Source organism: Flammeovirga sp. SJP92, assembly GCF_001583495.1.
Classification (GTDB): domain Bacteria; phylum Bacteroidota; class Bacteroidia; order Cytophagales; family Flammeovirgaceae; genus Flammeovirga.
Genome location: NZ_LQAQ01000120.1, coordinates 92833 through 112278, shown reverse-complemented (window position 1 = coordinate 112278; position 19446 = coordinate 92833). Strand labels below are relative to the sequence as shown.

General features: G+C 34.2%; 19 protein-coding genes. 16 read left to right on the top strand and 3 right to left on the bottom strand.

Annotated elements, in window-relative coordinates:
• Positions 1-53 precede the first annotated feature (53 nt).
• From AVL50_RS32125 to AVL50_RS32080, 10 genes are all read left to right on the top strand, one after another.
• On the top strand, positions 54-836 hold the full coding sequence (locus AVL50_RS32125; protein WP_062622097.1) for an N-acetyltransferase: 783 nt from the start codon (positions 54-56) through the stop codon (positions 834-836).
• Between the two features lie 316 nt (positions 837-1152).
• The gene (locus AVL50_RS32120) at positions 1153-1656 is read left to right on the top strand and encodes a hypothetical protein (protein ID WP_062622095.1); all 504 of its coding nucleotides are present in this window, start codon (positions 1153-1155) and stop codon (positions 1654-1656) included.
• 7 nt (positions 1657-1663) lie between these two features.
• A complete protein-coding gene (locus AVL50_RS32115; RefSeq protein WP_062622093.1) occupies positions 1664-2569 on the top strand; it encodes an AraC family transcriptional regulator in 906 nt (301 codons plus the stop codon).
• A 76-nt stretch (positions 2570-2645) separates the two neighbouring features.
• Positions 2646-3824, top strand: a complete 1179-nt coding sequence (locus AVL50_RS32110; protein WP_063851041.1) for an FAD-dependent oxidoreductase — start codon at positions 2646-2648, stop codon at positions 3822-3824.
• A gap of 99 nt (positions 3825-3923) precedes the next feature.
• Positions 3924-4361: a hypothetical protein gene (locus AVL50_RS32105; RefSeq protein ID WP_062622091.1), complete on the top strand. Its 438-nt coding sequence runs from the start codon at positions 3924-3926 to the stop codon at positions 4359-4361.
• Positions 4362-4600: 239 nt separating this feature from the next.
• Positions 4601-5059: a hypothetical protein gene (locus AVL50_RS32100; protein ID WP_062622089.1), complete on the top strand. Its 459-nt coding sequence runs from the start codon at positions 4601-4603 to the stop codon at positions 5057-5059.
• A gap of 22 nt (positions 5060-5081) precedes the next feature.
• Positions 5082-6041 carry an ADP-ribosylglycohydrolase family protein gene (locus AVL50_RS32095; protein WP_062622086.1) on the top strand — a complete coding sequence of 320 codons (960 nt, stop codon included), beginning with the start codon at positions 5082-5084 and terminating at the stop codon, positions 6039-6041.
• Between the two features lie 152 nt (positions 6042-6193).
• Complete coding sequence (locus AVL50_RS32090; RefSeq protein ID WP_172826964.1) at positions 6194-7258, top strand: tetratricopeptide repeat protein; 1065 nt, start codon at positions 6194-6196, stop codon at positions 7256-7258.
• A 259-nt stretch (positions 7259-7517) separates the two neighbouring features.
• The gene (locus tag AVL50_RS32085) at positions 7518-8198 is read left to right on the top strand and encodes a GDSL-type esterase/lipase family protein (protein ID WP_062622082.1); all 681 of its coding nucleotides are present in this window, start codon (positions 7518-7520) and stop codon (positions 8196-8198) included.
• 91 nt (positions 8199-8289) lie between these two features.
• Positions 8290-9117 (top strand): GNAT family N-acetyltransferase, encoded by an 828-nt coding sequence (locus AVL50_RS32080; RefSeq protein WP_062622080.1) that lies wholly within the window; start codon positions 8290-8292, stop codon positions 9115-9117.
• A 55-nt stretch (positions 9118-9172) separates the two neighbouring features.
• Here the strand turns inward: AVL50_RS32080 and AVL50_RS32075 are convergent, their stop codons facing one another.
• Positions 9173-10264, bottom strand: coding sequence for a hypothetical protein (locus AVL50_RS32075; RefSeq protein WP_157491777.1), 1092 nt, complete (start codon positions 10262-10264; stop codon positions 9173-9175).
• A gap of 141 nt (positions 10265-10405) precedes the next feature.
• The gene (locus AVL50_RS32070; RefSeq protein WP_062622077.1) at positions 10406-12361 is read right to left on the bottom strand and encodes an FAD-dependent oxidoreductase; all 1956 of its coding nucleotides are present in this window, start codon (positions 12359-12361) and stop codon (positions 10406-10408) included.
• Between the two features lie 666 nt (positions 12362-13027).
• Between AVL50_RS32070 and AVL50_RS32065 the strand changes: the two genes are divergently transcribed.
• From AVL50_RS32065 to AVL50_RS32040, 6 genes are all read left to right on the top strand, one after another.
• Positions 13028-13516: a hypothetical protein gene (locus tag AVL50_RS32065; protein WP_062622074.1), complete on the top strand. Its 489-nt coding sequence runs from the start codon at positions 13028-13030 to the stop codon at positions 13514-13516.
• 38 nt (positions 13517-13554) lie between these two features.
• Positions 13555-14163, top strand: coding sequence for a M15 family metallopeptidase (locus tag AVL50_RS32060; RefSeq protein ID WP_062622071.1), 609 nt, complete (start codon positions 13555-13557; stop codon positions 14161-14163).
• A gap of 137 nt (positions 14164-14300) precedes the next feature.
• Positions 14301-15335: a DUF4405 domain-containing protein gene (locus AVL50_RS32055; RefSeq protein WP_172826963.1), complete on the top strand. Its 1035-nt coding sequence runs from the start codon at positions 14301-14303 to the stop codon at positions 15333-15335.
• A gap of 224 nt (positions 15336-15559) precedes the next feature.
• Positions 15560-16030, top strand: coding sequence for a RidA family protein (locus AVL50_RS32050; protein ID WP_062622065.1), 471 nt, complete (start codon positions 15560-15562; stop codon positions 16028-16030).
• Positions 16031-16116: 86 nt separating this feature from the next.
• Positions 16117-16794 (top strand): hypothetical protein, encoded by a 678-nt coding sequence (locus AVL50_RS32045; RefSeq protein WP_062622063.1) that lies wholly within the window; start codon positions 16117-16119, stop codon positions 16792-16794.
• A gap of 101 nt (positions 16795-16895) precedes the next feature.
• Positions 16896-17456: a Crp/Fnr family transcriptional regulator gene (locus AVL50_RS32040; RefSeq protein ID WP_062622061.1), complete on the top strand. Its 561-nt coding sequence runs from the start codon at positions 16896-16898 to the stop codon at positions 17454-17456.
• Positions 17457-17583: 127 nt separating this feature from the next.
• Here the strand turns inward: AVL50_RS32040 and AVL50_RS32035 are convergent, their stop codons facing one another.
• On the bottom strand, positions 17584-19263 hold the full coding sequence (locus tag AVL50_RS32035; protein WP_062622059.1) for a M1 family metallopeptidase: 1680 nt from the start codon (positions 19261-19263) through the stop codon (positions 17584-17586).
• Positions 19264-19446: the final 183 nt, after the last annotated feature.

Here is a 19446-nt window from a genome sequence, read left to right as displayed (position 1 = left end):
ACTCTTATAAGACTTTTCCAGTACAAAGCGACTTCACTAAAACCCGCTGAAAAATGGAAAACTTTCTAGAACTCACCCCTGAAAACATTGCTTCTGAACACATCTGCTGTGCTATCTCCGACAAGAAATGTGCAGACAGCTATCAAGCAAAAAAAAATTGGCTTCAAGAGGAGTTGAATAATGGATATACCTTTAGGAGAATTGATGAAAGAGCCAAAGTTTTTATAGAATATGGGCCTGCAGAAAATGCTTGGGTTCCCATTACTGCCCATAATTACATCAACATCAATTGCTTTTGGGTTTCAGGAAAGTATAAAAAAAGTGGCTATGGAAAAGCACTTCTAAAAAGCGTAATTGATGAAGCAAAAACTCAAGGCAAAAATGGACTTGTGACGGTGGTAGGCACCAAAAAATTCCATTTTATGAGTGATACAAAATGGTTACTGAGACAAGGTTTTGTTGAAGTAGAAAAAACATCCAGCGGTTTTAGCCTCCTCGCATTGCAACTTAAGGAAAATGTGACTATTCCAACATTCAATGAATCGGTTAAAATTGGGGAGTGCCCTGATAACGAAGGCATTGTGGTATACTATTCTAATAGGTGCCCTTTTGCTGGATTTCACGCCAATACATCCCTACAGGAAACCGCTCAAAATAGAAATCTCCCATTGAAAGTCATCAAATTAAAAACCATGGAAGAAGCACAAAATGCACCAACCCCTGCCACTATTTTCAGCTTATTTTTAGATGGTAAATTTATGACCACTGATATCAGCGTTTGTATGGACAGTCGCTTTGACAAAATAATGGCAAAATTGCTCCCTCAAATAAAATAAGAGTAGGAAGATTTGATTTCAAAACTAAAAAAATAGAAAACCAAAAGGCCTCCACATTTATGATATTTAAGTTTTGTAATTGCAAAATATCGATATCCCTTAAAACAGTAAATAGTATACAACTATCTGTAAATTGTATTTAGTCTTTCCTCCCCTTCTACTTTAATTTTGTGATTGTAGAAGGGGGGCTCTTTCACAGCAGTTATACTTCACTCTTGAATTTGCAAAATGTTGTAAAGTAATCCTCAAAAAAACAACTATTTAATAGTTCAATAATAGAGTACCTTTATACAACAAGACATTTAACCATAAGACTATGAATATATTACAATCACTAGAAGCCTATACATCAGCACAAAAATGGGTCGGTATTAATTTTATTATTTTAGGTGCTATCTTATTAGTACTGGCAGGAATCATTAGTTTTTTTGTCACTAAAACGCCCTTGGCTTCTGGCATGAAATGGGGCTCATTAGTTACAGGAATTCTGATTATTATAGGTGGAATAAGTTATGGTAATTTCAACAATAAAATTCAAATAGAAGGTAAGGCTCTATATGAAAAAGATAGTACTGAATTTATACAAACTGAGCATGAAAGAATGGAGAAAGTAGACCAAGGTTTTTTGACGTATCAATTGGTCTTTGCCACTTTTGCTGTTGGAGCGTTTGCCGTCATTTTATTTTTCAATGCCCCTTTCATCAAAGGTATTGCTTTTGCTGTTGCAATATTATTCACTGGATTGCTCATCATTGAAGGTTTTTCTCACCCCTCTATACAAGCTTATACTGAAGATTTAAGATTGGAATCACAAAAGTAAAAGTGCCATGGATGAAATTATAAGAATTGAAAACATTTCAATGCTATATGATATGCTTGGAGAAGAAAAGTCAAAACACCCATTGGTTGGGACACTTGATTTTTCGAAGACCAATCATTCAAGTTATAGTGATGTAAAGTTGTCTATGGATTTCTATGTAATTTTCTTGAAAAACCTATGCCCTGGAGCATTACGTTATGGAAGAAATTACTATGATTTTCAAGAAGGTACTTTGACTTTTATGGCGCCCAATCAGATCATCACTTTAGAGAATCCCGATCATACAAAAGATATTTTTGGATGGGCCCTATTATTTCATCCTGATTTCATTCGAGGTACATCACTCAATGAAAAAATGAAAGGTTATAATTTCTTTTCTTATGCTCTTTTTGAAGCACTACATCTTTCTGAGGCTGAAACAAACAAACTCACAGGCATTGTTCAGGATATAAAACTAGAGCTTGATCATAACATTGACAGGCACAGTAAAACGGTTATTGTCTCTTCAATAGAACTATTGCTAAATTATTGTAACCGCTATTACGACCGTCAATTTATAACACGAACCGAAACCAACAAGGATGTAATAGGAAAGTTTGATGACCTACTCCACAAATACTTCAATGCTGATGATTTATCTGAAAAAGGTATCCCTTCTATCAGGTGCTTCGCTGAGCAATTACATTTCTCTCCCAACTATCTCAGTGATCTATTGAAAAAGGAAACTGGAAAAAATGGCACCGAGCATATTCAATATCATATTATTAAGGTGGCAAAAGATAAACTGTTGGGCTCAACAGTTTCGGTGAGTGAAGTAGCTTATAGTTTGGGGTTTGAGTATTCTCAGTATTTCAGTAAAATGTTTAAGAAAAGAACGGGTATGACACCTGCTCAATATCGAAAGATGAATTGATAAAATCCTGCAATTGATTGGATTTAAGAACAATAAAGTAAAATGATCCACAATACTTCTTTATCTTTAATCTACTATGACAAGAAAAGAATTTATCAAAATTTGTGGATTATTGGGCATTTCATTGCCATTTCAATCAGTTTTGGCATCATGTACAAATGATAATTCCGTGCCACCTACTGATTTTTCTGGGCCTGTGGTTATCATTGGCGCAGGTGCTGCTGGCATGTCCTCTGCCTATTTATTGGCACAAAAAGGAATTGATTTTAAAATATTAGAAGCCGCTCCTACTTATGGAGGAAGAATAAAACACAACACTACTTTTGCTGATTTTCCAATTCCCTTGGGTGCAGAATGGTTACATGTTGATACTTCAATTTTCTCAGAAATTGTCAATGATTCCTCCGTGAACATCACTACTTCAACTCAAGGTTATCAAAAAGACGATGTAGTAGGCTATTATGATGGAACATATACCACTTACACTCTATCAAGACTGTTTGGGAATTTTGAAGATAAAAAATTTATTAATAGCAGTTGGCTGGACTTTTTTGAGACCTATATTGTTCCTCATATCCAATCTCACTTTACATTCAATTCACAGATTACCAGAATCAATTATGAAGGTGGCCAAGTGATGGTCACCGATAATAACAATCAAATCTATCAAGCATCAAAAGTGATTGTAACAGTTCCTCTCAAAATTTTACAAGAAAACACCATCACTTTCACGCCACCTCTGCCTTCATCAAAACAAGATATCATTCAAGATGCTCCTGTTTGGGGAGGGATAAAAGTGTTTCTAGAATTTAAAGAAAACTTCTACCCAACTTATTTGACATTTCCTGATTCCGAAACAAAAACAGGTCAAAGGCTTTATTATGATGCTGCATATGCTCAAAGTTCATCCAAAAATATATTGGGTCTATTTGCTGTAGGTCGACAGGCAACACCTTATCAAAATTTGTCAGGAACCGCTCAGTTAGACTATATTTTAAATGAATTGGATCTTATTTTCAATGGTAAAGCCTCGCAAAACTATGTCAAGCACATTGTTCAAAACTGGAATGATGAACCATATATTAAAGCTGCTTACCTTGCCGATAATGCACCATTAAAAACTTCAAGAACACTTTCCTCATCAGTACAAAACAAACTCTATTTTGCTGGTGATGCATATACACAAGAAAATGATTGGGGTGCAGTGCATAATGCCATCCAAAGTGCCATAGATGCTGTCACAGAAATGGTCTAATAACACAACCATTATTTGTAATACAACTAAATTTGATGAAAACTATTTGAAGACAAATTAGTAGTTATTACTTTTAAATGCTTAAAGTTAAAATTGTGAATGAGTTACGAAAAAGAAATTGTTTTATTTAAGAAGAAGCAAAATTCTGTTTTTTCAGCTATTGACCTTATAAAAATTCTTGAAGATCATTCGTGGAAGCCTACCTTGCTCACTATTGATTGTGGTAGTGATTTTAATTGGGTCAATGCAGAAGATAAGGCTGATCTTGAAAGAATTTTGAAACATAAAACGGTCATGGATGAGTATATTGGTTTTACTCTCCAAAATTCCATTAATGAAAAATTTGTAACGGTAAACATCTCTAAAGATATAATTATTTATACACTTGATATTGAAAAGAACGAATGTGAAAACACACTGTTTTTATGGTTTCATACTCAACTGGTAGATAATATAGACATAATTAAAGGTCTTATAGAAAAGGTAGAGTGGAGGTCAAACTACAACAATATAGTCATAAGCTTAATTGAATATTGATACTTATAAGTTGAATTCAAAAAAATGAACTTCACTACAATTATATCAGGTATATTATTTTATTTTAAAGTTTTGAGATAAAGTAGTCTGACAAAATATCATTCACTATGACTGAAGACTAGTGATACAGACTCCACCAATACTAAAGTGTTGCCTTCCTTTTCAATCTTCAAGACTTCAATCTTTATGAGGTTGAACTACTATCTGCTCATAGTTTTAATTATTATTGCTTTCAAAATATGAAACTAGGTGAATCAGTATTAATCATTTTTGCTATTGTAATGGGAATTATTCTACTTCCATTCACCTTGGTGGCGACCCCTTTTCTTTGGTTACAGAACAAAACCTCGAAAAAAGATTATGAAGATTACTTAAAAGAAATAGATGGCAAAAATTTCTTTTGTTATAATAATAGGGAAAAAGGAAAGGATTTTATAACGAACGAAGTTTTACCTTTTTTACCAGATAATATTGAAATTCTTTTTCTGAATGGTAGAAAAGTAGAAAGTGGGGTTTATAATCGTTTATTTATCTCTGAAGCCTTCTACCAATTCAAAAATTATAATAGATTTCCACAATTACTAAAAATCAGAAATGGAAAAGCTATTGATATTTCATTAAATCATGAGTTGTTTGAATGTATCAATCAGAAAAAAGATAAACAATTGATTTTTAATAAGATTGATATTTTTTTTTAGTTAAACTATTATTCATCAAAAATTGAGAAGTCTAGCAAAAGACATATTATTTGGAGTGGCGGTTGGGGATGCACTTGGCGTTCCTTTTGAGTTCTCTTCGCGTGAGCAAATGAAAAAAAATCCAGCAAAGGATATGACAGGTTATGGAACACATCATCAACCCACAGGAACTTGGTCTGATGATGCTTCACTTACTTTTTGTTTGGCAGAGGCATTGTGTGAAGGTTACTCATTGCTGACAATTGCTAAGAAATTTATTCAATGGAAAAATAATGCTTATTGGACAGCAAGAGGGAATGTTTTTGATATTGGAATGACAACTTCCAAAGCTATTTCAAAACTTCAAACATTAATCGAAAAAGGGGCAATTGATGATCTTGAACTATTAAAATACGATGCCCTAGAATCCGATAATGGCAATGGTTCTTTGATGAGAATATTACCTTTGATTTTTGAAATCAAGGATAAAAGTATTGATGAACAATTTGATATAATTTGGAAGAACTCAGCATTAACGCATCCTCACATTAGAGCTGCAATGAGTTGTTTTATTTATTTAAAATTTGCTGAATACCTCACAAAAGGGCTAGAGAAGTTTGATGCTTACAGAAACATGCAAAATGATATTGCTGAATTTTGGCAAAAGATGAATTTCTCTATACAAGAACAACATGCATTTCAGAAGGTTATTCAAAATGATATCCATACAATTCATGAGAGCGAAATCTTATCTGGAGGTTATGTCATTGAGAGTCTAGAGGCTAGCTTATGGTGTTTCTTAACTACAGATAACTATGAGTCATCCGTTTTAAAAGCCATTAATTTTGGCCATGATACGGATACAACCGCAGCGATAACAGGAGGTTTGTCTGGCATTTATTATGGTTATGAAAAAATACCAATGTTTTGGATGGCATCATTAGCCCAAATGGAGAAGATAGATGAACTAGGGGAAGCCTTAGAGCGAAAATACTTTGACTAAGTGCATATTTGAAACATCCCTCAACCAACAAAATAAATTCTATTAATTGTAATACTAAAAGATTACATTTATAACATTAAAGCACGTTTATGACAAATACAGGTATCATGTATTTGGTAAATTGTATTCTATATATTAACAACAGACTAAAAATGAAAAGATTTATTCTTCTAACTGGATTGGTACTAATTGGAATCTCTGGTTTCTGTCAAACAAAATCTGAAAAACAAGAAGCCTACAATAAAGCAAAGCAAGCTGTTGAATTAATGGACAATGGAAATTACGACATGTCTATTCAACTCTTAGAAGAAGCTACTAAACTGGATCCAACTAACTTCATTTATCCCTACGAAATCGGGTATGCCTTGATTTTAAAAAAGAAATATAAAAAAGCCACAAAGTACTTCGAAAAGGTAGTCAAAATGGAGGGCTCAGATGATCAATCCTATCAGATGTTGGGAAATGCTTACTCTATGGGAGGAAACAAAGAAAAAGCAATTGATGCTTACAATAGAGGTTTAAAGAAATACCCAAATTCTGGAAGGCTATATTTGGAGATCGGCAATGTACATCAAGATGATTGGAACAAAGCTTTAGAATATTATGAAAAAGGGGTTCAGGTTGACCCTACTTATCCTTCCAATTACTATTGGCTTGCTAAGATTTTTTGTAATTCTACAGAAGAAATCTGGGGCATGTTTTATGGAGAAATGTTCATGAATATTGAGAGGAATTCTAAAAGAACAGAGGAGATAAGTCAACTGTTATTTGACACTTATAAAAGTGAAATCCAATTTACATCGGATACTACTAAGAGTGTAAGCTTTAGTCAGAATAATGTGATTGATATTACTGCTAAAAAGCCCACTCTCCCCTACTCTATGATCTATGAAACAGGATTGATGATTGCTGTTAGTGATGTCAACTCTATTACATTAAAAACTTTACATAAAATTCGTTCACAACACACTAATTTCTATTTTGATCAAAAATTCAATGATTCATATCCAAATGTTGTTTTTGATTGGCATAAAACATTAATCCAAAAAGAAATGTTTGAGTGTTACAATTATTGGTTGATGATGAAAGGTGCTCCTGATGAATTTGACGAATGGATTGGTACAAACCAAGAGAAATTTGAAAGCTTCATCAACTGGTTCTCTGAGAACCCAATGCCCATTGATAATGAAAAGTCTTTCCATCGTTTAAATTTCTAACGAACTTCAAAAAAGAGGAGTTCTATAAGGTTTGAGCATAGCGAGTTGAATATAAATCAGGCGAGAAAAATCGAATTTAGCTTTTGACTTCAAAGCCTTGAATTTTTTGCTTCGTTTTTGTATTAAGACTAAAATAAAGAAGAAGGAAGATTGAAAGTAGATCATAAAAAGCTTGTAGAAATGTTGGTTAAAAGTTGACGATAATTTAGTTTACGGTGCAATAAACCTATAAATAGTGAAGAATATTAGAACATTTTTGATGATCATTTCTATAACTTTCAACATCCTTTTCCTCTTACTTGGATGTTATGTCATTTACAAAAAAGGAGGAGTTCATTTTTTAAAAAGAATATTGAGTTCTCAGGAAGAATATTCCAATAATTACCTTACAAAAAAGAGCATTTTTGAAGTAATGCCTAATGGTGAAGGTGAAATAATATTTTTAGGCAACAGCATCACCGATTTTTGTGATTGGAATGAACTTCTTGGGAAATCAAATATTAAAAACCGCGGAATTTCTGGAGATACCATCAATGGTGTGATTGATAGAATTGATGAGGTGGTAGAATCAAAACCAAAAAAGATTTTCCTGATGATTGGCACTAATGATTTAGGAAATGGCAAGAGTGTCAAAAATGTACTTTCAAGATATAAAAACCTTGTAGAGCTAATTCTCCAAAAATCTCCTGAAACGAAATTATACCTTCAAAGCATTCTGCCAACATCAAATAATCTTCATCGAAAAAATAGCGATATCATAGCCATCAATAAAGGTATACAACAATTTGCATTGGAGTATTCTCTAACATATATCAACCTTTTCGATTTAATGAAAACGGATGACAATGCATTAAAGACCGAACTTTCATTCGATGGTCTTCACATTAATGGCCAAGGTTATTTGATTTGGAAAGAGGAACTCTTAAAGCATTTAGAATAAATAACATCACTTGTTTGACACCAAAAGAGTTAATAGTAATTTAGAATTTTTAAACTAGAACTGTAGTATTACCCTCAATCAAAAATGAGCAATGAAAGTAGACAATTTAAGTAAGGTTTCTTTTGGTGAAATAATTGACTGTTTCTTGAAAGCATTTGAGAATTATTATGTCAAAATGCCAACCGATCAAGAGTATTATAGACAGCGCTGGAAAGCGGCAAAAGTAGATTTCAACCTCTCTTATGGGATGTTTGATGATGAAAAATTGGTTGGTTTTATTATTCATGCCGTAGACAAAAGATTGGGTTTGCAAACCGCTTTTAATACAGCCACAGGTGTAATTCCAGCCTATAGAGGAAAGAGAATAGTGCAATCTATCTATGATTTTGCTCTTCGTGATCTTCGAAAGAATGGTATAGAAAAAAGCGTACTTGAGGTCATCACTGACAATGAAAGAGCTGTGAGGGCTTATCAAAAAGTAGGTTTTAAGATTTGTAAAGACTATAGATGCTATTCAGGAAAAATTAATTCCAACAGTGATTCAACAATTGAAATGCAGAAGATCACGATGGAGGAGTATCACTGGGATCAATTACCTAATCAACAATTCTATTCATGGGACTTTCAAAAAGAGACAATTCTTGAAGGTCATTATACGCTTTATGAAGTTATATGGGAGGGAAAGTCAGAATCTTATTTTGCTATTGATATCAAGAAAAAATATTTAGGACAGTTTGATGTCTTTAGCCAAGATCAAAAAGCATGGGAAAGGTTATTTAATGCTATCGGAAAAGTGGTTGATGAAGTTAAAATCATTAATGTAGATCATAGACTTGAAGATAAATTAAACTATATCTCCTTTTTGAAATTAAATAATATCGTCAATCAGTTTGAGATGGAATTAATGCTCATTGATTGATAAAAAAGCATAGCAGATTCTAACATGTAAAAAGGTTAGAATTTTCTCTACTTTTTTATAGGTCTTCACTGTATTTCCCTTCAAAATCATTAATGATTGCCCTTTCCTTCTCAGTTAGAGGCCTTTCGTTAAGATACCAATAAACGCGACGAGCAATTATAAAATGATCATTCCTCAAAAGTTTAAAAAGATGATTTTTTGTTGTAGAAGAAACCTGTTTTTGCTGTTCTAAGAGCTTCAAGTACAAATCTACTTCTTGATAAACAAAATCATCCAACTTTAAGGCGAGAATCAGCTGTTGTTCCTCAGTTAAAATTACATTCTTTTGGAGAAGAGATTGTAGACAAATTACTCTTTGAAAGACCGGTAACTGCTGATGTAATTGGAGCATGGCATAAGTATAAATAGAAGCAGGCCCCTTTTCAAAATACTCAATGACTTCATCTATCAGTTCTGGACTTTCAATCATCACTTCCATCATCGTATTTACCGTCAAAGCATCATACTCCTTTTTCCGAACAAGCTGTTCTAGAGCAAAAACCGAATGCTCCTCCTTTAAATAAGCCAATAATTGATCAATTGTCAGCCGTTCACCTGTTGTATTTTTGATATAGTCGACAGCCTCACCATTTACCCAATGCCATAATGTATAACAGGTCCAGACTGCCCCTTCCACATAAGCATTTTTATGAATAGAAACAGTTGCTCCAGAAGTTCCATCTACACCGTCTCCACCACTATCTTTCACAATTTCTGAAGGCAATAAATCTTCCAGAGGAGAGGGTTTCATCTTTAATATTCGATCAAGTTTTTGATAATCATGATCAGAAAACAAAACGCCTTCGTTCTTTTCCAAAGTCACCCCTTGAGGTAAAATTAATTGTTCAAAACGACCAAAGCAGTCCCATTGAATCGTAATAGTATCTATTTTACAATGCTGATCTCCACATGCTACAGATAGGACATTTATATAATAATGAAGAGGCACATGTTGATCATTTTGTACTTCCACCAAAAGTGCTTCAACTTTATCATCAACCGATATTCCCGGATGATTGACAGAGATAGGGTGTTTGATTTCAATAGGGTAACTATTCCCAAAAAGGAGATAAATGATTGAAAATAAGAACAGTTTATTGATCATCATATCATGATTAGTATAGAAGGTACTGTGGAGTTTATGGTGATCCGCAAGGACATTGTAATACAACATCCCTACGGGAAATACATTTTACAAAACATCGATTTTATGATGTGCAATCAAGCTGTTCATTAAGATGAGCTTCCATTAAGAATAAGCCCTTACTTCAAATAATTTTGCATGCTCAGCACCATACGTTTCTTTAAGATGAATACGGATTGCAGTAGCTTCAACGGTATCAAAACGCAGCTTTACTAATCGTGTTTTATTTTTGTCTATTTCAGCTACTTTTATCCATTTTCCTTTCACTCTCACTTCTGCATCCAAGGCCTTCATTAGCTCTTGTGGAATTTTGGTCGTATAGGTTTTATTCTCCAAACTATCCCTTCTCAACATTATGTTCTTTTTGACATTTGTATCACACTTAATTTCAATTTTTGAAAGAGATTGCTTTTTCTCCCATTCAATCTGAACCGTTGCGGGAAGGCCTTTCGATTGCCAATGATGGATTTTCCCTTTAAAATCTCTAGACATTCCATCCTTCAGTGATGATGCTGTTCCAGCGTTAGTACTTGAAGCAAATAAAGTGGACGATTGGAGTACAAGGTTCATTTCATCTTTGGCAGGACGGTTGGGGATAAAAGCATCATCACGAAGCAACTGTTCCTGAAGGTCATTAATATGTTCTTTGCCCAAAGTACGGGGCATTACTTCTTTCTTTGTGCAAAGTGCCGCTGCAGTGCCTACTGCTTGTCCTTCTAGTGCACAAGTTGCCATAATTCTTGAGGAAGATAAAGCAATATGGGTTTGACTGATGTTCCTACCTGCAAACATCAAATTAGGTACATTGACAGAATACAAACTTCTAAATGGAATCTGATAAACCTCTTTAAATTTCTCGTGGAAATAACTCGGAGGCTCTTCTAGGTTGAGCATTCCTCCTGGATTATGTTCATCCAACGACCATCCTCCATAAGCCACTGCATCCTCAAAATCTACATTATTGAGCAGATCGGGCTCACTCAATATATGATCTCCAATAAATCTTCTTGACTCTCTCTTCCCTGGCAATGACGAAACCCAATCCAGTGCATAGTTCTCCGTTTCGGGGAACTTTCCAGAGTTTTTCAAGTAATCCCATACACCGTAAGCATATCCCATCAGCGTGTGCTTATTGTCTTCAAACTCACCAATAATATCCTCATCGCTTCCCAGTTCCACCCACCAGAAACCTAATTCAAATGGCATCAATTTACGTCCCTTATGCGACTTATCAGCCTCATATTTTATGGTAAAATGCGGTGCTTCAAAAGGCATAGGTTTACCCATATCTTTAGAGCCTAAAAGAATCGTAGATCCCATCTGCCAGCCATCGGCTTCCTTTGGTGCATATTTCTCGTTAAACTCTGAAGATGCTTCCCTGCCTGTTCTATAAAAAGCACCCGCAGTTGCTCCTAAAAGTCCATCTCCAGAACAATCAATAAATTGTTTTCCTTTAAAAGTATATTCTGTTTCGGTGGTGAGTTGCCAGCAATAAACCGCCTCGATCACATCACCTTTCATTTCCGCTCTCAATGCAGACGTATTTAAATACAGGTCGATGTTTTCTTCCTTCGTGACAAAATCATATAACACATGATCCCAAACGGGGTAGGAATCTTGAGGGTTATGAAACCGGTTATGCAACAGCATCTCTTCAATGATGCCCGTTTCACGTTCTGGTTCTCCATTTTTTAAGTGATTGACCCCATTAAGATGCACACGTATTTCACTGGAAGAGTTTCCTCCCAACACTGGCCGGTCCTGTATTAAGGCCACCTTTACGCCATTTCTAGCCGCACTTACCGCCGCGCACATTCCTGCCGCACCACCCCCTACTACAACCACATCATATTCTATTGTTTTTCTTCGACCAGGCCTCGCTTTTTTGCCCGTTCCCATTTGGTGCCATTGCTCTTTGGGGTTAAACTTTTTCTTTAAGGTTGAAGCTTCTTTGTTAGAAGAGGAAGAGGAATCAACAGCATCAGAGTTTCCCAGTAGTGGAAGTATACTAGCCCCCAATGCACCTTTGACAGTACTCTTAAAAAATTTCCTTCTTTTCATAGGTAAGTAATAATTTGTTATTGAAGCATAGGATCAAAAGCGAGGTGAATCTTTATCCTATCACTTGTTTTAGTAATCTCATTTCAGAAATGAAGAAGTTTTAAAAAACAGGGAATAACAAGGGGGGAAATCACAAAATGAGTACCTGTTCAGTTTATTTATAGTGTTAATCTGTCTTGTTTTAAGGACTAAGTACTAGGACAGAAGAAAAGGGATAATTTCAGATTAATATTTTTTATTCTAATCGAGGCAGATTTGCAGAGCATAGCCTTAGTTACGCGGTAAAAATCTAACGAAGAGTAGGATAAATATTGATGGAAATGAGATTGTACTTCTGTACTGCCTGTACACTATACACCGTACAGTGGGTACGGTGTATAGTGTACAGGCAGTACGGTGAACAGCGTACATTGGATACGGTGGGTAGTGTACGGATAGGGTGAGCTGAATAAAATGACTTCAATCGTAATGTTCAATACTTTCTCCATTTATTTTTGCCCCTCTTTTAATAAAAATAAATCTTCATTAGAAGAGGGAGTAAAATGAAGTAAAACAATGAATATGGGTATAGAATAGAATTTCAAGAATTGTACTGCAAATTCGTTTTTGTCATTTATATTAAGACCTCAAATCGCTAAAAACACCTTCAATAAAAAGAGATTTACAATGGAAGATTTAAACAAAATCATTTCAGCCTACAAAGAACAATTGCACCAAGGAGATATTGTACTTGCATACAACACACTTATCAAATTGATGATGAAAGTTAGAACAAGTTGTATTAAAAATCTTTCTGAACAATACTCTTTTGCGGGTATTTTCCGTGACTATCTAGACTACACCTATTTTTATTATTCTAATGACTTTTTAAAGGGTAAGAGATTGAAATTAGGGTTGGTTTTGAACCATATGGAGATGCGTTTTGAGATTTGGTTTTTAGGAAATACAAAACCTATTCAAAAGGAATATTGGGAATTACTGAAAACCTCAAAATGGAATGCAGGGAAAACCGAAATGCCTCAATATGCTATTATTGAAACGGTTATTGTTCAAAATCCAGATTTCAACAATCTTCAAAAATTAGCCAAAGAAATAGAAACGCAAATGGTAAAAGTTTCTGAGGAGTTATTGAAGGACTTAAATGAGATAAATTGATATTGGACCTTAATACCACTTTTTAATATAAATCAGTAATGAAAATTGTACTAAAACTTCTCGCTACTATTGTTTTTGTTTTAACTGTAAGTTTCTTCTATTTTTTCTATAACTATCAGTTTTGGACACACTATAAAACAGATAATTTCAAAGTACTCATTGAATATGATGGAGAGAATATCCGAGGTTTGAGAGGAAGACAGGTATTAATTCATAAAGATTTCAAGAAATACATGATGCAGATTGACCAATATGCCAATACTCATAATATTGAATTGATAATCAATCAAAGTTTTCGATCTGATCATCAAATCATAAGCAGAGCTGTTGTAAAACCTGGAAGACTGTCAAATCATTTAGCTGGGTTTGCAATAGATTTTAATATCATAAGTAATGGAAAAAAGTATTTGTCCAATGAGTTGCGACAAGGTAACCTAAAAGACTTACCTTCAGACATTCAGAATTTCATCAATGATATTCGCAAAAATAAAAGCTTAAGATGGGGTGGTGATTTCCAAAAAGAAGATCCAATACATATTGATCATCCATTAAATTTTAGAAGCAAAGAAAACTGGAATAAATTCAGTAAAGACTGTGCTGCCGACTATGAAAAAAGAATCCCAAAGTGGAAAATATGGAAATCATAATTCTATTAAAACTCTTTAAAAAGAATGATTCCCCAAAAAGAAAGCCTACTTTTACAACTTGTATATGATGTTATTGACTACAATAAAAAAACATCCTCTACACCATTTATTATCGATCATCATCAATTAAAATCAAAGTGAATAGAAGTATATTAGGGAATATTTTACTAGCTGTAGTTATTGTATTATCCATCTCTGGATTATTGTTATATTTCACGCCACACCAAAAAAGCGTGGCCTCCATTCATACTGTATTTGGCCTTGTTTTTCTTTGCAGTATGGCTTTCCATATCATGAATAATAAAGTTCCCATCAAAAATTATTTAAAGGGAAAAGGGAAAGGAAAATCGAAATTCAGACCTTTTCATGCTCCTTTGATTTTTGTGGTCGCCATAAGTCTTTCTTTTGGAATTTTATATCAGGTACCTGCTTTTAATACTTTGTATGATTGGGGAAATGAGTTCAGAAATCAACAATTAGGAAAAGAAGAACAGACGTTTGATTATGAAATCATTGAACTAGACCAAACAGTTGGGAAACATCAAATTAGTGTAGAGTTAAAAAAAGGGAAAACATTCCGACATCCTCTAATTGCGATATGGATTGAAGATACTGTCGGCAATTATATTGAGACTTTGTACATCTCTCAATCGATCTCATCAAGTACATTTCAGATTGGGAAAAAAGTAGGTGATGGTTATGCACCTGCTACTGTAAGAAGACCTGAGGCACTTCCTTACTGGTCACACAAAAGAGGTATTCAAGCTTCCGATGGACTTTATATTCCTTTGGATGGTGCTCCCGATTTAGACGGTGTGACAGGTGCTACGCCATTGAATAATTTCATTATTTCCTCCAAAACGGATTTAAAACAGCAAGGTCCTTTTAAAGTATTCGTTGAATTTAATCAGTCTTTTGACTGGAATGAATATTATTCTAAAGACCGTTTTCCTGATGACAAAATTTATTCAGGTTCAGGTGCTGTGGGGCAACCTTCTATGATCTTTTCTACGGAAATTCAACCCGATGACCTGCATTCAAAAACATACAAAATCATGAATTTGATTGGTCATGGACATCACTCTGGACAAAATGGAGAACTCTATACAGATTTGTCAAATATCACAACAGCCAAAGAAATTGCTGATCGAATTATTTTAAGTATAGAGTAATTTAATCCTATCATTCATCCATCATCAACTGAAAACGTTTGTGATGGATGAATAAAATATACCCTACACCAAATTTCATTACTATTTCCATTTCCTTCTTCTTCATTTTTGCCTTTAATCAACATATTTCATTAACTTCCAACTGAAAAAATCTGTTAGGAAGTCTTCATTGCTATTGGAAACAAAAACAGAAGAAAACACCACTACTAGACTATTAAATAAAAATGACCGTTCAAGAAAAGCTATTAGCTCTCGGCTACCAACTCCCTAGTGCTTCAACACCTGGAGGGAGTTATAAATCCGTAAATATCAGAGGTAATGTTGCCTACATTGCAATACAATTCCCAATCTGGAATGAGGAATTTCAATATCAAGGCAGGTTGGGAAAAGAAATCTCTACAGCAGAAGGATACAATGCGATGGAAATGTGTGCTTTGAATGTATTAGCACAAATACATGAAAAAGTTGGTTTTGATAACATTGTAGGACTCAATCATATTGATGCTTACTTTCAATCTGATGAAAATTGGGACGACGCTCCAAAAGTAGTGAATGGTGCCTCGGATCTTTTTGTGAAAATACTGGATCAAAAAGGGGAGCATTCCAGAGCCATATTTGGAGTACATAAGCTTCCTCGAAACTTTAGTGTAGGTCTAACAGCCAGTTTTACTATTTCTCAACTCAATCAAAATTAAGAGCATGTTCCAAACATACTCTAAGAAAGTGTGAAATGGAAAATGGTTTGCATTTCTACTTTAAATAAATTACTCTTGAAATCAACATGAAAATGATTGAAAACCTACCGCTTTGGATAGAATCCCTTTTTGTAGTCACCTACTTTGCTACTATCATCCTTTTTCATTTTTCTAATGGAAAATCAAATCAACTGACATTTGTTATTATTCTCTGGTCTGTTGTACAATCTGTTTTGGCATTCAGCGGATTTTATCAAGATCCCAAATCAATTCCTCCCCGATTTGCCTTAGTACTTATTCCTGCAACCGCCTTTATCATTTATGGAATAATGCCAAAACCATTACAACGTGTAGCCGAGCATCGAAATAGAACAATAAGTACATTTTCTCACACTATTCGCTTTCCTATAGAAATAGTATTATTTGGATTATACTTAAACAAAATGATACCTGAATTAATGACTTTTGAAGGTCGTAATTTTGATATTATCATGGGGATTACGGCACCAATAATGGGTATTTTAATAATGAGAGGAAAAGTGAACAAGCCTGTATTGTTGGTTTGGAATATCATTGGTTTATTCCTTGTACTTTTCATTCTGACCAACGGTATTCTCTCTACAGAGCTTCCATTCCAACAGTTTGGTTTTGAGCAACCCAACCGAGCTATCAACTTTTTTCCCTATGTCCTTCTCCCTGCTACTATTGTTCCAATTGTGGTATGGACCCATTTAACCGATATTTTAATTTTAATCAAGAAATAATGTTTTTGGAGGTCATAAGAGGCGACAATTTGCTCACTCTACAATATTGAATTATATTTCAGTTTTAAATAGTTCGCTCAAATCAGGTACTTAATAATAAAATGTTCAGCTCGAAGCCTTATCTAGACATTAATAAACTTATTAAATGGAATATCGAATTTGACTTAGGATTAACCAACAAATCCGTCAAAAAAGGAGAACTCTTCTTGAAAGAAGGGCAGAAATGCAATCACCAGTATTATATCCTTAAGGGGTTTGTAAGAGTGTATTATCTTGATCTTGAAGGCAACCAAATTACGCATTGGTTTTGTGGTAATGATGCCATTATAACTTCCCCATTTAGCTATGTGAAAGGAGAACGAAATATACTTTACTTTGAAGCTATGGAAGACACCGAACTCGTGCTTATCAGCATGCAACAGCTGAATACTTTGATTACTCATATTCCTGAAATTGGGGAAGGTATGAGACAAATGAATGCCGAATTTGCTATGGTTTTAAGCAGGAGGATCATGAGTATTCATACTCAAACTGCTGAAGAACGTTATTTAAATCTTATGGAACAGCACCCTTTACTTTTCCAAAAAGCCAAGTTATCACAGATTGCCTCCTTTCTTGGTATTACCCAACAGAGTTTGAGCAGGATTAGAAAAAATCTTTAGCATAAAAAAGGAGATGCCCTGCATTACAGAGCATCTCATCTACTGATCTTTTTTTCTTGTATTCCTTAACATCTACAAACTTAGATCAGGTGAACGTATGAGAAGTACGTTCAAGTTTTTTTTCAAGTTATTTTATTTCCATCACAGAGATATAGTAATTATCATTTACCTCCAGCGACTTAATTTCTTCATCAGCTCTTAGGGTCTGCCAACCATTTTTGGATGTAATTCTCTGATGTTTTCCATTGATTTCAATATCCAATTCCATCTCAAACTTTGGATTACAGTTTGTAAAACGATAAAAAACATATTCGGCATTTGTTCTGAATTCAAAAGTCGGAATAATAGTGGACCTTAAATATTGATCAAAAATAGGAGAGAGATTTTTTCCTAACTTTTCAATCATATAACCCTCTATTTCTTTAGTATCCACAGTTTTATGATAAAAAGTCTTGTTCATACCCCTCAACATTTCCAACCATAAAGTATCATTATTTACAATCTGTCGGATCATATTCAACATATTAGAACCCTTGTAATACATATCTCCCGATCCTTCAGAATTCACATAATAAATACCAATCACAGGAATGTCATTTTGGATGTTAGAGCGCGTTCCTCTTACATATTCTTGTCCTGCCTCTTTTCCATAAAAATAATCTAAGAACAATGATTCAGAATAAGCCGTAAAGCTTTCATGAATCCACATATCTGCAATGTCTTTGTCAGTGATATTATTGGCAAACCACTCATGTCCTGCTTCATGCACAATGATAAAATCAAACTTCAATCCCCATCCTGTTTGACTTAAATCTCTACCTAAATAACCGTTTTGGAACTTGTTGCCATACGTCACAGAACTTTGATGCTCCATACCTAAATAAGGTACTTCTACCAATTTGAAACCATCTTCATAAAAAGGATAAGGTCCGAACCAATGCTCAAAAGCTTCTAGCATTTTCTTCGTCTGCTGAAACTGTACTTTTGCTTTTTCCACATTTGGTTTCAACACATAATAGTCTAAAGTGAGTTCCCCTTTCTCTCCATCATAACTATCATCAAAGTGAGCATAATCTCCAATATTCACATTCACTCCATAGTTGTTGATAGGGTTATCCACATACCAATGGAATGTCTTTGTTTTCTTTTTTCTGTTTTTTTCAACTTTAATCAAACGACCATTAGAAACATCCATCAAGTGCTGTGGTACTTCTACAGAAATTTTCATTGAATCCACTTCATCATACATATGATCTTTCAAAGGCCACCAGACACTTGCGCCTAAACCTTGACAAGAAGTTGCTATAAAATCATTTCCATTTTCATCTTTAGACCATGTAAATCCTCCATCCCAAGGAGCTTTCACAGCCTCTTTTGGGTGACCTTCATAAAATACTTTGATACTGTTATAGTCACCCACTTTTTGTTTTTTCTTTAGATCGATAAAAAATGCATTTCCATTTCTCTCAAACTTCAGTTCATCATTCTCTTGCGTCACCTTTGTAATCTTCAAAGGTTCTTGCAAATCCACTTGTATCACTTGATGCTCTTTTATAACTGTATACTCAATGGTGTTAGATCCCTTGATAAACTTTTCGTTCGGTACTACCTCAATATCTAAATGATAGTATTTTAAATCCCACCAAGCTCTCTCTGGTGTGATACTTCCTCTCAGCGTATCTTGCTCCGTAAAATGTTGATGATTATGATGTAATAACTGTGCATATCCGCTATTGAATGCAAAAAGAAGTAGTATAAAAAAAGGTGTTTTCAATGTGTTGTAAGTAAATACTTTTTGATCGATCATTGCTGTTTTTAATGTAATTGAATTGATTTTAAGGTCTAAAATTACAAATCAAATTCATTAAAATCGGTTTTTTGATTTTTTATAACGAAAAACCTGATGTTTCAAACAAGCTCTAAATGACTTATCTTCCAATTCACTTCTATTCAAAACAGAAAAACACAAGTCACACCAATGGCTTCAGAC

Excerpts from the sequence above, each read along its gene's own strand:
- AVL50_RS32070 (WP_062622077.1), bottom strand. The coding sequence starts at position 12,361 with ATGAAAAGAAGGAAATTTTTTAAGAGTACTGTCAAAGGTGCATTGGGG.
- AVL50_RS32090 (WP_172826964.1), top strand. The coding sequence starts at position 6,194 with ATGAAAAGATTTATTCTTCTAACTGGATTGGTACTAATTGGAATCTCT.
- AVL50_RS32075 (WP_157491777.1), bottom strand. The coding sequence starts at position 10,264 with ATGATGATCAATAAACTGTTCTTATTTTCAATCATTTATCTCCTTTTT.
- AVL50_RS32120 (WP_062622095.1), top strand. The coding sequence starts at position 1,153 with ATGAATATATTACAATCACTAGAAGCCTATACATCAGCACAAAAATGG.
- AVL50_RS32115 (WP_062622093.1), top strand. The coding sequence starts at position 1,664 with ATGGATGAAATTATAAGAATTGAAAACATTTCAATGCTATATGATATG.
- AVL50_RS32050 (WP_062622065.1), top strand. The coding sequence starts at position 15,560 with ATGACCGTTCAAGAAAAGCTATTAGCTCTCGGCTACCAACTCCCTAGT.
- AVL50_RS32035 (WP_062622059.1), bottom strand. The coding sequence starts at position 19,263 with ATGATCGATCAAAAAGTATTTACTTACAACACATTGAAAACACCTTTT.
- AVL50_RS32045 (WP_062622063.1), top strand. The coding sequence starts at position 16,117 with ATGAAAATGATTGAAAACCTACCGCTTTGGATAGAATCCCTTTTTGTA.
- AVL50_RS32040 (WP_062622061.1), top strand. The coding sequence starts at position 16,896 with ATGTTCAGCTCGAAGCCTTATCTAGACATTAATAAACTTATTAAATGG.
- AVL50_RS32105 (WP_062622091.1), top strand. The coding sequence starts at position 3,924 with ATGAGTTACGAAAAAGAAATTGTTTTATTTAAGAAGAAGCAAAATTCT.
- AVL50_RS32110 (WP_063851041.1), top strand. The coding sequence starts at position 2,646 with ATGACAAGAAAAGAATTTATCAAAATTTGTGGATTATTGGGCATTTCA.
- AVL50_RS32125 (WP_062622097.1), top strand. The coding sequence starts at position 54 with ATGGAAAACTTTCTAGAACTCACCCCTGAAAACATTGCTTCTGAACAC.
- AVL50_RS32100 (WP_062622089.1), top strand. The coding sequence starts at position 4,601 with ATGAAACTAGGTGAATCAGTATTAATCATTTTTGCTATTGTAATGGGA.
- AVL50_RS32065 (WP_062622074.1), top strand. The coding sequence starts at position 13,028 with ATGGAAGATTTAAACAAAATCATTTCAGCCTACAAAGAACAATTGCAC.
- AVL50_RS32080 (WP_062622080.1), top strand. The coding sequence starts at position 8,290 with ATGAAAGTAGACAATTTAAGTAAGGTTTCTTTTGGTGAAATAATTGAC.
- AVL50_RS32060 (WP_062622071.1), top strand. The coding sequence starts at position 13,555 with ATGAAAATTGTACTAAAACTTCTCGCTACTATTGTTTTTGTTTTAACT.
- AVL50_RS32085 (WP_062622082.1), top strand. The coding sequence starts at position 7,518 with ATGATCATTTCTATAACTTTCAACATCCTTTTCCTCTTACTTGGATGT.